Origin of the sequence: Pseudomonas sp. ANT_J12, from assembly GCF_008370045.1 — a bacterium.
Taxonomy (GTDB): Bacteria; Pseudomonadota; Gammaproteobacteria; order Pseudomonadales; family Pseudomonadaceae; genus Aquipseudomonas.
Genome location: NZ_VOBN01000003.1, coordinates 131,383 through 145,721, shown reverse-complemented (window position 1 = coordinate 145,721; position 14,339 = coordinate 131,383). Strand labels below are relative to the sequence as shown.

Sequence of the window (14,339 nt, the reverse complement as noted above, 5' to 3'; positions counted from 1 at the left end):
ACGGCCTAACCAGGCAAGCAAGCCAACTGACTCCGAGGAACACCGCCATGAACTTCAATATCTTCTCCATCATCGCCGCATCCGCTATCTCCGCCACCGTTGCCCTGCCAGCCAGTGCCAACGTTGAAATCAACAGCAAAAAATCCCACACCCAGAGTTACACCCAGAAATACCTGCAACAAAGCGCCAACTTCTACGCCGCCCTGGACCACAAAACCCAAGCCTGAAATCCACGAACTCCGCTGCTCCCCGTAGACGCTGCCGAAGACTGCGATCTTTTGACTTTCAAAATCAAAAGATCGCCGCCTTCGGCAGCGCCTACGCGTGTGTGTTTCTCCGGGTCATAGGTTTTATTCAGCGCTGACATAGACGGCTTTTATGATCAACCAGGCTGATGGTCACTATGGAAAACCCTGAGTGGTTGCACCGGTTTTTTTGATCGATCCTGTGGGCACTGAAACATGCCCACGGAGAACACCATGGCCAGCGCAATCCTCACTTCTGTCAAACGCGGCGCCTACCTGGCCATCGGTCTTTACGTGGCCATCGTGCTCGTGGTGAGCGTTACGGCTCAGTCGCAACATCACCGTCAAGCACCGATCGAGGTCGCCTATCCCGGTATCCAGTTCGAACACCGTACGCAAAATGCGCTGGTTGATCATGAAGCTATCGTGGAGGCTGTCGGCGCATGAAAGGCAGCAGACTCGGGGTCATCGCCTTCCTGGCCGTCATGACCAATGGCTCTTCTTTGTTGGGGATCGGGCAGGGCTCGGCAGGGTCCGTGGCGCGGTCTATCGAATGCAACCACAGCATTGCGCACAACATTCAGACGGCCACGGCGTTGGGCTTGTTGGTGGGGAATCCACCGTTGAAGGAACGGGCCGGATTTCTTGGGCCGTTCCAGGTGGATTGCTCGGCGTTGGGGATGTGTTCCGTTCTGACCTGAGAATGCGCCACGCTGAAGATCCAATGTGGCGAGGGGGCTTGCCCCCGTTGGGGCGCGAAGCGGCCCCTTTTTTCCTGCAGATACTCCGAATCGTCTGGTTTACGACTGCTGCGCAGCCGAACGGGGGCAAGCCCCCTCGCCACAAGGTTTAGGTGTTCTTATTTGCGCATTACCGCAGTGAACAGGTCTGAATCGAGGAAGCGCTGCAGCCAGGCCTGCAACCGAACATACGGCGTCTGCCCGAACCATTCCCGATCCACCTGGGCAAACTGCCGCACGAAAGGCATCAACGCCACGTCCGCCAGGCACGGATGGTCGGCCAGCAAATACTCGTTACGCCCTAACATCTCATCGAGTTTGCCCAGGAATTTCTCGCCCTCGGCGCGGTAAACCTCCATGGGTTGCTCGGGGTAGCGCTCGGCGTACTTGTAGCGATTGAGTGAGGCCTTGAAAAACCCATCACAGCCCACGATCAGTTTTTCCATCCATAACGAACCGAATGAATCATCCTTGAGCAACCAATCCTCAGGATCATTCTGCGCCAACGCCCAGCGCATGATGTCCAGGCTTTCATCAATCACCCGACCATCCACCTCCAGCACCGGCACCGTGCCTTTGCTCGACAGCGCGAGCATTTCGGCGGGTTTGGCTTTCAGGCTGACTTCGACAATCCGCACCTCAATCCCTGAATAACGCAGAGCCATCCGTGCGCGCATGGCGTAGGGGCAGCGGCGGAAGGAATACAGCGTGGTCATTTCACCTCCAGAGTGCTCAGGCCATTGCCCTGGCGGCGGACCTGGATCTGCACCGGAATCCGTTCATGCATTTCCTGCACGTGGGAAATCACCGCGACCTTGCGCCCCTGCGCCTGCAAGCCGTCGAGGGCGTCCATGGCCAGTTGCAGGGATTCCGGGTCGAGGCTGCCGAAACCTTCGTCGATAAACAGCGATTCGATCTTCAACGTGCTCGACGCCATCGACGCCAGGCCAAGTGCCAACGCCAGCGACACCAGGAACGTCTCGCCGCCGGACAGCGAATGCACCGAACGCAGTTCGTCGCCCATCTCCGTGTCCATCACCAGCAAGCCAAGCATGCTGCCGCCGCGTTTCAGGCGATAGCGCCGCACCAGTTGGCGCAACTGCACGTTGGCGTGATGCACCAACAGGTCGAGGTTGTAGGCCTGGGCGATCTTGCGGAAGGTGTCGCCGGTGGCCGAGCCGATCAAGGCATTCAAGCGCGCCCAGCGCTGATACTCGGTGTAGGCGTCGGCGATCTGCTGGGCGAGGGCCTGATTGGCGTTCTGCCGACGTTGATCTTCGGCCTGTTCGGCGCGAAATTCAGCGCAGCGGTGTTCGCTGGCGGCAAACAGGTTTTGCAGTTCGGTCAGCGCGCTGGCCAGTTGCTCGGCGTCGAGGTTGCCATTGTGTTGGGCTTGATGCGCGAGCAGGCGCTTGTCTCGCTCCTGCACCAACACCTTGGCTTGTTCGATGGCTTTTTCGCTGTGCTGCAATTGTTGGCGCAACTCGCTGACCTGCTGATCATCGACGCTCAACAGCGCTTCCAGACCGCCGTCATCCAGTTCCGGATGCTGCGCGCGCCAGTCGGCAATCTTGGCGCTCAACTCGCGATCTTCGGCTTCCAGCGCCTGTGAACGTTCCTGTTGCGCCTTGAGTTCAGCGGCCAGTTGCACCAGCCGCGTGCGCACGGTTTGCAGTTCCTGATTGGCGACGGCCTCGGCATGGCGCGCCTGTTCGACGGCGTGGTCGAGTTGTTGCTGCCATTGCTCGGCGCTGCTGTGTTGGCCAAGCAGTTGCGCGAGTTTTTGCTGACAGGCCTGTTGCTGCTCGGCCAGTACCGTGAACTGCTGTTGCGCGGCTTCCAGTTGCTGGGCGCGGGTCAGCTGGCGATCCTGTTCTTTCTCCAGCGTCTGCTGGCGTTGTTGCTGTTCGCCGAGTTCATCGCGCTGCTGCTCGAGTTGCTCCAGACGCTGGGCGATCTGCCGGTCGAGCTGCAAGAAGGTCGCGGCCGGTTCGTTGCGCAAGGCTTGCAAGGTATCGGCCGGGAGCAGGCTGCTGAACGCCGTCAGCTCTTCGTCCAGACGCTGGCGATCATTGCTCAAGGCCTGTTGCTGATTGCTCAGGTGCTGGGTCGCTTGCTGGCTCGCGGTTTCGGCGCTACGCAGCTGTTGCGCCAGTCGTGCGGCGTCCTGTTGCAGGGTGAGCAGGGCGGTCTGGCGTTGTTCGTCCTGGGTGATGCTCTGGTTCAACTGGCTGTTTTGTTGGGTCAGCCAGGCGTCACGTTTGGCGGCGTCCTGATTCAGCAATGTCGCGGACAGCGGATGCGCTTCGAGGTTTGGGGTCAGGCTTTGTTGCTGAGTGGCAAGCTGTTCCTGTTGTTGCAGCAGTTCCTTTTGCTGCGCAATCAAACCACCGACTTCGGTGCGCAGGTCGGTGAGTTTTTCCTTCAGCAGATCCACGGCTTTCTGCGCGTTGGTCAGTTCGCTTTCATCATGGCGACCGAGGCTTTGCAGCAGCGCTTCGGGCTGATGATAAGGATGTTCCGGGCTGCCACACACTGGGCAGGGCTGGTCGTCCTGCAACTGCCCGCGCAGTTCCTCGACGCTTTCGCTACGGGCCAGGCGCTGGCGTTCCAGCAGCTGACGGGTAACGGTCAGGGTCTGCTCGGCGACGGTCAGTTCAGCCTTGGTTTTCACCCCATCCTGCGTCAGGCGCTCGCGTTCCTGTTGGGCCGCGAGCTGGCGTTGCTGAAGTTCGGCGCCGCGCTTGTCCAGTTCCTGCTGACTGGCCCACAGCCGCGACAGTTCTTCGAACGCGCGCAGTTGCTTGCGGTTGTCCTGCAACAGCGTGCTCAGCAACTGGATCTGCTCGGCCACCGCTTCGGGTTCGGCGCCGGCCTCTTTATAGAGCACTTCCAGGTTCTGCTTTTGCGCGGCCAGTTCTTCAGCGGCGCGGGTGGCGCTTTGTTCCAAAGCCGCCAGTTCGTCCTGGCCCTTGTTCAGGCGATTGCCGATCAGCATCAGTTGTTGCAGGCGATCACGGTAGGCGTTCCAGGCATCGCTCAACGGCGCCAGATGGGTGCTTTGCTCAAGCTCTGCGGCGATGCGCTCCAGACGTGCAGCGACTTGTTTCTGCTGATCAAGCAAACCCTGGATCGTGCTTTGGCCCTGGGTGCAGGCCTGTTCCGCGTGCTGCTTGGCTTCGGCACTCAGGCTTGCATCCTTGGCCAGACGGGCGAGGGTGCTTTGCTCTTCAAATGCCTGACGCAGCAACGGCGCGCTGGCGCTGTGCTGGTTTTGCGCCTCGGTCAACGCGGTGTGGGCGCTGGTCAGGCTCTGTTCCAGTTGCGTCTGGCGCTCGGTCAGTTCGAGTTGCTGCTGCGTGTGTTGTTGAATCTGCGCGGTCAGCGGCGTGAGCTGGTGGGTGAGTTCAGTCTTGCGCGCAAACTGATGCCGCTGCGGCGCCAGTTGCTCCAGGCGCGTGAGCTTCAGCCGCTCACCGGCCAGGCTTTCCCAATGTTGTTGGGCGGATTGCAATTGCTCGGTGGCGCTCTGCTGCTCGTCCTGCAATTGGCGCAGTTGTCTGAGCCAAGTGTGTTGCTCTTCAAGCTGCTTGAGTTGTGCCTGTTGCAGCTTGAGTTGCTGCTGGGCTTCGTTGAAGCGCTCATCCAGCTCGGCGCGCGCTTCGGGCGATAGCGGCGTGACGCCAGTGGCCTGGTCCTGCAGCAGTTTGTGGGCTTCGCGGGCCTCTTTGGTCTTGTCGTACGCCCGCCGTCCCAAACGCGTGTAGAGCGCGGTGTCGGTGAGTTTTTCCAGCAGTTCGCTGCGGTCGTTGTCGTCGGCCTTGAGGAACGCGCTGAACTCACTCTGGGCCAGCAACACGGCGCGGGTGAACTGTTCGAAGTTCAGGCCCAGCGCAGCTTCGAGCTGGGTCTTGTACTCGCCTTTCTGACTGGCCAGCAATTGATCCTGATCGATATCGCGCAGACTCTGGCGGCTGGCTTGCAGCTTGCCACCAGCCTTTTCCCGGGCGCGATTGGCTTCCCAGCGCGCACGGTAGCGGCGGCCGTCGATGCCGACAAAATCCACTTCGGCATAGCCTTCGCCGGTGCCGCGACGCAGCAAAGTGCGCGGGTCGCCAGTGCCGATTTCGCCGTCGGCGTCCGGGACTTTGGCGTCGCGCCCGGTGTTGTTCAGGCGCGGCACGGCGCCGAACAAGGCCAGGCACAACGCGTCGAGCAAGGTGCTTTTACCGGCGCCGGTCGGCCCGGTGATGGCGAACAGGCCCGCGCTGGCCAGGGGCTCAGCGGTGAAGTCGATCTCAAATGGTCCGGCCAGGGAGGCGAGGTTTTTCAGGCGGATCGCGAGGATCTTCATGGCTGTTCGCTCTCCATCTGCACGTCCTGCAGCAGTTCGGCAAAGTCCTTGAGGGTTTGCTCATCGACCTCGCTGCCGTAGTTGTCCTGCCAGGCGCGGCTGAACAGTTCCTGGGGCGAGAGTTGATCCAGTTCGATCAGGGTGGCGCCGTCATCGGCCCCGTCCTTGCCGCCGCTGCCAGCGTACTCGGCGGCGATTCGCACCAGTCGCACGGCTTTGCCTTGCAGGGCGGTTTCCACTTGAAAACGCAGGTCCGGTTGCGGCTCGTCGAGGCGCACCCGCACTTCCAGCCAGGGTTGGCGCTGCAGATCTTCGAGCAAGTCAGTATTGGGCAGATCTGCCAGCTGCAGCAGGATCTCGGCCAGCGGGGCCGGGCCGATGCGTTGCAGGTTGACGGCGCGAGGGATCAGTTTTGGTTCGACGCTGACCAGGGTTTCGCCATCGAGGGTGACATCGAGAATCTGATGCTGATAGTTGATCTCGGAAAACGACAACGGAATCGGCGAGCCGCTGTAACGGATGCGCTCTTCACCGTTGACCTTCTGCGGCTTGTGCAAGTGACCGAGGGCCACGTAGCTGATGCTCGGCCCGAACAGGCTGGCGGGCAGGGCTTCGGCGTTACCGATGATCAGGCTGCGCTCGGAATCTTCCGACACCGAACCGCCGGCCATGTGCGCGTGGCTGATGGCGATCAACGCCTGGCCCGGCGTGCGTTTGGCATTCGCCGCTTCGATCAGCCATTCGTGGACCTGACCGATGCCGCGCAAGTAGTTGTCGCCCAGATGTGCACCCGTGACTTCGGCAGGACGCAGGAACGGCAACGCCAGGCACCACCCGGCAATCTCGCCTTTGGCGTCGGGCAGCGGCAACAGCAGGCGTTCGGCGTCGAGTTGACCGTCATCGAGCCACAGCACCCGGCCCAACGCGTGAGTGCGCAGGCGCCGCATCAAAGGCGCGGGCAATTCGATCCGCGAGCCGGAGTCATGGTTGCCGGCGATCATCACGATGGTCAGCAACGGCTGCTGCTCGTGGGCGCTGACGATGAAATCGTAGAGGCGTTCCTGGGCTTTGACCGGCGGGTTGACCGTGTCAAAGATATCGCCGGCGATCAGCAGCACGTCGGGCTGGTCCAGCTTCAACTGGCGCAACAACCACTCAAGAAAACAACCGTGCTCGAAATCGCGGTCCTGGCCGTGCAGGTTCTGCCCAAGGTGCCAGTCGGAGGTGTGGAACAGACGCAAGGCGTACTCCGTAGGAAATAAGGTAGTGGCCGCGTGGGAAATGATGGCGGCTAAAGGGGAGGGAGTTTACTGGTAAACCAGAGGCATGGCGCGGGAGCAAGCGCCCTCGCCGCAAAAAACCTCGCTATCCGCTTAGCTTGCAGCCGGAATTCAACCGCCGCACCTCAGCAAAAATCTCGGTAATGGCTCGCCTCGGCTGTCGCTTGTGCAGCGCTCGTACTTGTTCGCTCATGCGCAGCAGCTCCGGGTTGGGCTTGGCCCATTGCTCCTTCGGCAACGGCTCTGACCATTGCTGCATCACTTCAGGCATCGCCTGCGGACCCAACCTTTGGAGGCGGCGGACTTCCCATTCGGTCAGGTAGTTGGGAATCGTCCATAGGGTCATCACGTGGTACAGGTACCAGAAAAACCCCGAGAGCCGGTTGCGTTCGCCGTCGCGAATCTCCTGATGCATGCGCGCCCGGGCGTTGAGGAAAGTGTGCAGGCCTTCGTGGGGCGGGTCGTTGGGGAGTTGCAGGTCTTCAAGGTCCTGAATGCTCTTGAGATCGTGGATTTCGTATTCCATGTAGCCGCGAATCGCTTCCCAGTGGCTGATGGCGATGGGCAGGCCGAAGCAGGGGAATTCGACGCTGGTCAGGGTTTCGCCATGCTGGAAACCGATGCCCATGCCGTATTGGCGCTGGATACCGTACTGGGTGGCGCTTTGGGACTCGATGACCCAGGCGGAGAGGGACTCCCAGGGGACGAAGACCGGTGCGGTGGCGTCTTCGGGCATGAAACAGACTTCGCGGCGTTGGCGGTTGAAGCGGGTGGGGATGATTTGGAGGCGTTTTTTGTGGTTGTGGTGCCAGGTGACGAGGCCGATGAACAGCGTGAAAAAGCCTGCTTGCAAGCCTATCCCATAGGACGCATGAAAGACCCCTTCAATAGAGTCCCTAATATCTTCCCAGCTATATCCCAGTACGAGTCCTAGGAAGCCCGCAATTAACGGAAATAAAAATACAACCATAGCTGTGCCGCTGAATGGCAGCCCTAGTATTACCTGCCATGTAAATATCTGCGGCCACCCCAAACCGAAGTCCATGCACACCTCATTTAGCTCCCCAATGTGGGGGCCATATGGAGGTAATGGTGTTGGTAATGGCAATGGCGCCAGATAAGTGATTCTTCCGCCGGGGAACGATTCGACATCACCTGCGTTGCGGGATTGCTCAAGGTGCGGGGGCCGCAGTAGGTTTTCAATCTTGGTTGGCATGGTCTGCCATCTCCAGCAAATGGGTTTCAACCAGCAACATTGGTGGACGCTCGGTAACAGTTTGAGAGGGTGATACAGGGAAATGGCCTTCGCCGCGGGGGTTAAGGCGAATGACGCGATTGCGAGAAACCCATTCGCCGTTGTTGGCTAAGGTCTGTAGGCAGAGCGTCAATTCTAGTGTTTCGGAAGCTGGCGTAAATTCCGCATCAATATCCAGTGGGTATTGCAGGCACAGCACCAATCGATCGGGGCCTGTTTCTACAATACGCAGACTGTTCGCCACTTCAGTACTGATGACGTCCTTGCGTTCTCGCGGCGTACCGCGACTGTGAAGGGGGAGGGAAATACGATGGGCACCGATCCCCAGGCGACGGGCCGGTTGACCGTTCAAGGGCGGCTGAAAATCATTGAGCTTGAGGCCTGGCAGCACCAGATGAATGTCCTTGGGTTTGGCCTTTAAGAGCAGGTTTTTCAGCCACGAGTCATGCTCGTTCGGACCCAGTTGGACATAAGGCGCATGAAGTAAAAATTCTAGATAACTTTTGTATTCATGCAGCGTGTGGTCGCCGCGCGCCTCCGCATCCAGACTCCATGGTGTGGTTTTGAGCCATTTGTCGTGGGCGCTGATGTTGTAGCGGTTGAAGAGCCAGGTGCCACCCAACTCCAGTACGGTGAATAACGCCCCGGCCAGGTTGAACCGGAAGAACACGGTCGACAGACGTGTACCCGCGGCGGCCCAGGCCGCTGTTCGTGCTTCGGCGCTTCGAGCAGTCAGGACTTTAGCCGTAGCGTGGGCGGTATGGCTCAGGCCATAGGCATTAACGGTTGTCATGCCTCCAGCACCCAATGTGGCAAGCGCTGCACTGTTCTGTGCTGCGATATTTCCGCTACGTGTAGCCTGCTGCCAATTCTGGTGTTGGGTATTCAAACTGAGCAACGAAGCAATAAACCCAAAAAAGTAGGTGAAGCCACCTAAGCCAACATGCATTTTCCCCATCTGCACATGAACACTCTGCAACGCATGTCGCTGAAGACCAGCGACAAGCTCGACACTTCGTGCTTTCAGGGCCGTATCAGTGAGGCTCTGAGCCGCAGCGAATCCGGCAGCCCCTGTTGCCGCCGCCGCACTCGCAAATGGCATCCAAACTCGCCTGTTACCAGTCTGACTCTGCATCTCTCGATAAACCGAAACCAAATTCACCCCCTGCACCAAAAACACCAACAACCCCATCCCCTCGCTTCTAATCAACCCCGCATTCGGCACCGCCGCCACGCCCAACCGAATATTCCTCAACAACCCTCGCACCTCCTGCTGCTGCGCCGGTGGAAACACCACCGTCACCCCCGCTCGAGCCGGCGTTGCACCGTAGAGCCGCGCCGACTGATCCGGCAACTCCGCAATCGGACTCAGCGCCGCCGCCAACCGTCCTTCAAGCTGCGTCAACTGCCCACGCACCCGGGCAATCTCGCCCTGCAATTCCACCGCCCGTGGTGTCTTGTGCCCCTGGCGGTTTTTGTTGTGGGTGATCTGGTTGCGTTCACGGGTCAAGGTCTTGAGGTAGTCGCGCTCCCGGATTATTTCCTTGAGGTTGGATTGCAGCGCCGCGTGTTCCGCCGGGCTGGCGACGGTGAAGGTCACGCCAGTGGTTTTCGCCGCATCGAGTAGCCGCATGTGCAGCGCTTTGGGCAGGCGCCGGAACAGTTCGTCGAGGTCGGGGATTTTTTCTGCCGTCAGGTCGAAGCCTTCCAGCGCCCGGCTCAGGCCCAGGTTCAGCGCCGGGCTGAGACTATGCTGGGCCGCGTCGGCCACGGCGCGGGTGTGCTCGGGCAAGTCGTCGAGGGCCGGCAGGTGCGGTTGTTCGATGTTCTTCAGCTCGCCGAGCCAGCGTGGCAAGTTGTTGAACACGCCCATGCCGGCATTGAAGAACAGGGTGTATTGCACGGCCTGTTCCGGCTGCAGGCGCAGCGGCAAGGTGTAGAACAAGGGCCGCGTCAGTTCCGGATGTTCTTCCAGAAAACCGAGGATTTTTTCGCTGGCGTGGTCGCTGCGGCAGATGTCTTTGAGGCAGGCGTATTCGGCGCTGAACACTTGGCCCAGTTGCGCCGGTTCGTGCGCGTCGTAGTACCAGGCCGAACGGTGGTAGCGACCGGCGCACACCAGCATCGTGCGGTCGGCAGTGATGCGCTCAAGCAAGCGATTCCAGCGGCCGAGGTCGACCCGGTGCTGAAACAGTTCGTCGTCCATGGCCGGGCGGTCGATGAAGTCGTTGATCCCGCGTTTGCCGCTGAAACGGGAGCCTTCAACCACCTCCTGGATGCGTTTGTTCTGCTCCCTGCCGAGCATGACCAGTGTGTCGAGGTGGCGTTCGACGAAGTCCGCCGGGGCCACCGCAAAGTGCCGACGGGCGTAGTAACGGCGATCGGCATCATCACTGGCGCGGCTGTGCCCGGTGAAATCGGGGCTGGCGCCCTGGTACTTGGCCATTTCGAACGCTTCGGCGTGGGCCTGCTTGCGCAACTGCGCCAGCTCCGGTGTCACCGGGGCATCCGGCGGTTCGACGTTGCCGCCCTTGTTCAGGTAGTCGAGCAAGGCCTTGCGCGTCTGCTCTCGATCCGGTTCGGGTAACTGTTCCAGATCGTCCAGCAGGACCTTGACCCTGGGGTCGTTGCTGGCCTCGGCCAATGTGTCGACATCCGCCGGACTGAGCAGGCTCAAGGACTCGATGTAGCAGGCCAGCAGGTAATTGCGCTCGTTGTGGCCGGCATTGCTCCAATCATCGACCCAGCCGACCACGGTGTCTTGATAGTCAGCGAGGTCGCGCAGCACGCCGAGGTCATCCTGCACCACGAGAAACAGCGTGTCGTCCTGATAAGCCGGGCGCACCCGCCCGAGAAACTCGCCGATGTGCGCCTCGCGAAAGCGCCGGGGTTGTTCCCACAAATAGGGTTCGCGCTCGTGGGCGGGAACGTCGCTGACCTGCACAGTAGGCAGTAGAACGGCGTCCGGTGGCGATGCTTCCCCATGCTCGGCGCGGTCTTTTTCGGCTTGCGCCTGCTGGGTCGGCACCGTCGCAATTTCTGCCAGCCACTGACGGGTTTGCTCGACCGTCAACAGGTGCTCGCCACCGGTTTCGCAATTCACCGGGCCGAGGTCGACGGCTTGCATGAAGTGGTCGCGCTCCTCGCGGCTGTCAGTCACTTGCGCGCATTTGGCAGCGGTCCACTGCACCTCGGCGAAGCACACGTGCAAAAGGCTACGCCGTGAAAACACCAGCGCCGGCCGCTCTTCGATAGGCATACGCTGATCGCCATTGACCTTGGCGCCCTTGTGCAGCAAGGCGCTGATCATCCCATCGAGTACGCGGTATTCGTGCAAGTGGCCGGTGACGCTGTCGATCACGTACAGCCAGCCATCGCGCAGCAGACGGATGCCCAGTGGCCGGGTTTGCAGAGCGTAGGGCCGTTTCAAGTCGGGGTCCGGATCGAGGGGTTTTTCCACCAGGCCATAACGTACAGGCAGAAGCTGCACGTGGGTTTGGCGCAACGGGCAGGCCCCGGGTGAGCCGATGGCGGTCTTGGGCGCCGCAGCCGCGGCGAGGTTGGCGGGTGAAGTCATGGGCGGCCCCGTTGGATGGCCCACTGATGGGCGAGGTCAGCGGCCAGCGCAACGCGCTCGCCGGGCGATTGCAGCGACGGCGTGTGCAGCAAGCGCTTGATGTGCGGGTGCTGATCGAGCGGTGAGCCGTCCAGCCAGGTCATGACGTTGGCGTAATAAAACAGTTCGGACTGGCTGCTCAAGCCGAGGGCGTGGGCCTCTTCGAATAGCTGCTCGAGCGTTGGCCAACGCAGGGCCACGGTGTCGCCGCGATGTTGTTCGGGAAAGTACGTGAGCAGGTGTGCATCGAGTTCGAGCAGTGCGCGGCGCTGATCGGCGTGGTCCAGCGCGGTGTTCTGTTCCGGACTCAGACGATAGGGCGTCGGCAGGTCAGGGCGCTCGGCCTGCCGTGGTTGATGGCGCTGCCAATCCGCCTCGACGCTGTCGGCTGTCACCACGCACGACAGAGGCCCATACAATCGCTGATCGCCGCTGCCGAACAGTGTGCGTACCACGCCGGCATCGGCCAGACGCAGGATGACCGGCAGCCCCTCTGGCAATTCAACCGTCAGCAATTTGCGCAGGTGTTCAGCGACCTCATGCGCAGACGCCAGACTGAACAACAGCACACCCCATTCCTCGTGTGCGTGCTCCCGATAGAACTGAACAAGCGGCTCGTCGGGCTGTTGAACGGTCACTAACAGCGGTGAAATATCCCGCAGCGCGATGAAGGACGGACAGTCATACAGCGCGACGACGTTTGCGCCGGGACTCAGTCGTTTCAGACGCTGCGGCAAATCACTCAGGGTCGCGCCGTCGAGCAACACAAAAGCCTGGTGCTCGTTCCAGGGCAGGTCGGCAGGTAAAGCGGTCGAGAGTTTCATGCCTGGGCTGCCTCGCAAATCAGGCAGCGAGAGCTGCGCGTGGAAACCAGGGCCTGTCGCTGCTGGGCGACGTCGAAAGTGACCTGCAGCAGCGGCAATGCACCCGGCATCAACGGCTCTGCCGGCAAGCCAGCGGCCGGGGCACCACCCTGCGCAATCGGTACGCTGCTGAAAATGCCGTCCGGCCCCAGCGTCAGCCATTGCCCGCCGGCCTTGAGCGTGAGGTGCAATCCACCTTCAACGACGACTTGCTGCCCGGCACTGAGGTGAATGTGCTGCGAGGCATTGAGTCGCTGACTGGTGACGCGGATGTGTTGCTCACCCAGCACCAGCAAGTGATCGTCCTGCTTGAGTTCGGTGAGGCGATTGCCGTGGGTGAGGTGGTGTTCTTCGCCGCGCAGGTCGTGGCTGGCGGTGCCGCCGACCACGACCGTGCGCTGGTGATCGACTTGAATGCGCTCGTCGTTGAGCACGAGCTGGACGAAATCGCGCTGGGCGCGCAGGGCGATTTCCTCCGCGCCGGCCCGGTCCTCGATGCGCAACTCGTTGTAACCGCCACCGCCGGGACTGCTGTGGCTGCGCAAAATGCTTTTCGTCTGCTCGGCGGGCAAGTCCAGCGGCACCGGTGTCGCCGCATTGGGCAAACAGCCGAGTACGAAGGGTTTATCGGGATCGCCGTCGCTGAAGCCCACCAGCACTTCCATGCCGACGCGCGGGATCAGCACGCTGCCATGGCGATCATTGGCCCAGCCCGTGGCGACGCGCAGCCAGCAACTTGAGTGCTCGCTGTTCTGGCCGTCGCGGTCCCAGAGCAGTCGGACTTTTACCCGGCCGTACTCATCGCAATAGATTTCTTCACCGGGCGGTCCGGTGACGACGGCGTGTTGGTTGCCGTTTATCCGGGGTTTTGGGTGTTCAAGGGGAGGGCGGAAGATCACGTCCCATGGCGTTGCGACGAACTGATTGCGGTAGCCCTGGCTGAAGCCATCCTCGGGATCAGCGTCTGTCATTGATTCTTCCAGGACCTGGGGTTGTTTCCCGGCGTGCTGGACCTCAGTCAATAACCACAAACCATTCCAGTCATCGCGTGAGTGTTCGGCCATGTCAACGAAATGTCCGCTGCGCAGGGCGTGTTGATCACTGCGCCCCCGGGCTTGCCGGTAATCGGCGCGATGGCGTTCCAGTGCGCGCCTGGCCAACTGCTTGCCCCGTTCACGCTCGGTGAATTGCCCTGGGAAGGCGTAGTCCTCCAGGTGCGGCAACAGTGGGCTCTTGCTCTCGCTTTCGAGGGGGGCGCGGGGCTTTTCGAAGTTGTAATCACGCCGACTGACGTGGGTGGTGCGGGTTTCCACGCTGATCTGGAAGCGATCGATGACAGGGGTGTCGGCGAGCATGCCGCTGCCCGGGACATAAGCGGTCGGGCCCGAGGGTTTCGGGAATACCGTCTGGTCGTCGCCAAACACCAGCACATGCCCGGTGGCGCTGTGCTGGAAATGAAAGTGCAGGCCTTCTTCCTCACACAGTCGTTGAATGAAATACAGGTCTGACTCGTTGTATTGCACACAGTAGAGTCGTGGCCGGTACGTGGCGCCGAGCTGGAAGCGCCATGTGTCAGCGTGCAGGCCATGGTCAATCAGCACGCGTTCGATGATTTTCGGCACGCTCAGGTGCTGGAAAATCCGTTGGTTGTGGCGGTGTGCGAGATAGGCGAGGCGGGGAACCAGGGTGATCTGGTAGTGGGTCAGGCGTTTGCCCGAGTCGCCTTGCGCGACTCGATAGACCTGGCCATGAAGGCCGCTATTGTCGGGGCCAAACGCCAGAAACGCCGGGCGATGCAGCAGCGACTCCAGGTCCAGCGCGGGGCGCTCGCTGATCAGGTCGAGCTTGACCTCGTAAGGCTGGTTCAGCGCTTCCCTGGCCCGGAATTCGAGCACCTGAAGGTCGTCGGAAAAACCTGCAATGTCGAGCCTGAACTCGACGTCGTTGGCCGTACTAAACATCCGCAAATCCCTGTGTCTGTTTAAG

General features: G+C 60.9%; 10 protein-coding genes. 3 read left to right on the top strand and 7 right to left on the bottom strand.

The window, feature by feature from the left end; all coding sequences use genetic code 11:
- Positions 1-47: 47 nt before the first annotated feature.
- The 3 genes from FQ192_RS08885 to FQ192_RS08875 all read left to right on the top strand — a co-directional run bounded on the left by FQ192_RS08885 (position 48) and on the right by FQ192_RS08875 (position 946).
- Positions 48-227: a hypothetical protein gene (locus tag FQ192_RS08885; RefSeq protein ID WP_054047590.1), complete on the top strand. Its 180-nt coding sequence runs from the start codon at positions 48-50 to the stop codon at positions 225-227.
- A 252-nt stretch (positions 228-479) separates the two neighbouring features.
- On the top strand, positions 480-692 hold the full coding sequence (locus FQ192_RS08880; RefSeq protein ID WP_149658269.1) for a hypothetical protein: 213 nt from the start codon (positions 480-482) through the stop codon (positions 690-692).
- On the top strand, positions 689-946 hold the full coding sequence (locus FQ192_RS08875; protein ID WP_149658268.1) for a hypothetical protein: 258 nt from the start codon (positions 689-691) through the stop codon (positions 944-946). The genes FQ192_RS08880 and FQ192_RS08875 overlap by 4 nt, the downstream gene beginning before the upstream one ends.
- Before the next feature lie 158 nt (positions 947-1,104).
- Here FQ192_RS08875 and FQ192_RS08870 read toward each other — a convergent pair whose 3' ends face one another.
- From FQ192_RS08870 to FQ192_RS08840, 7 genes are all read right to left on the bottom strand, one after another.
- Positions 1,105-1,701 carry a glutathione S-transferase gene (locus FQ192_RS08870; protein ID WP_149658267.1) on the bottom strand — a complete coding sequence of 199 codons (597 nt, stop codon included), beginning with the start codon at positions 1,699-1,701 and terminating at the stop codon, positions 1,105-1,107.
- Positions 1,698-5,339: an AAA family ATPase gene (locus FQ192_RS08865; RefSeq protein WP_149658266.1), complete on the bottom strand. Its 3,642-nt coding sequence runs from the start codon at positions 5,337-5,339 to the stop codon at positions 1,698-1,700. The genes FQ192_RS08870 and FQ192_RS08865 overlap by 4 nt, the downstream gene beginning before the upstream one ends.
- Positions 5,336-6,580 (bottom strand): exonuclease SbcCD subunit D C-terminal domain-containing protein, encoded by a 1,245-nt coding sequence (locus FQ192_RS08860; protein WP_149658265.1) that lies wholly within the window; start codon positions 6,578-6,580, stop codon positions 5,336-5,338. The genes FQ192_RS08865 and FQ192_RS08860 overlap by 4 nt, the downstream gene beginning before the upstream one ends.
- Before the next feature lie 124 nt (positions 6,581-6,704).
- On the bottom strand, positions 6,705-7,835 hold the full coding sequence (locus FQ192_RS08855) for a SoxR reducing system RseC family protein (protein WP_149658264.1): 1,131 nt from the start codon (positions 7,833-7,835) through the stop codon (positions 6,705-6,707).
- Positions 7,819-11,451, bottom strand: coding sequence for a toxin VasX (locus FQ192_RS08850; protein WP_149658263.1), 3,633 nt, complete (start codon positions 11,449-11,451; stop codon positions 7,819-7,821). Before FQ192_RS08850 ends, FQ192_RS08855 begins: the two co-directional genes overlap by 17 nt.
- On the bottom strand, positions 11,448-12,314 hold the full coding sequence (locus FQ192_RS08845; protein WP_149658262.1) for a DUF4123 domain-containing protein: 867 nt from the start codon (positions 12,312-12,314) through the stop codon (positions 11,448-11,450). Before FQ192_RS08845 ends, FQ192_RS08850 begins: the two co-directional genes overlap by 4 nt.
- The gene (locus FQ192_RS08840; RefSeq protein ID WP_149658261.1) at positions 12,311-14,314 is read right to left on the bottom strand and encodes a type VI secretion system tip protein VgrG; all 2,004 of its coding nucleotides are present in this window, start codon (positions 14,312-14,314) and stop codon (positions 12,311-12,313) included. The genes FQ192_RS08845 and FQ192_RS08840 overlap by 4 nt, the downstream gene beginning before the upstream one ends.
- Between the last annotated feature and the right edge of the window lie 25 nt (positions 14,315-14,339).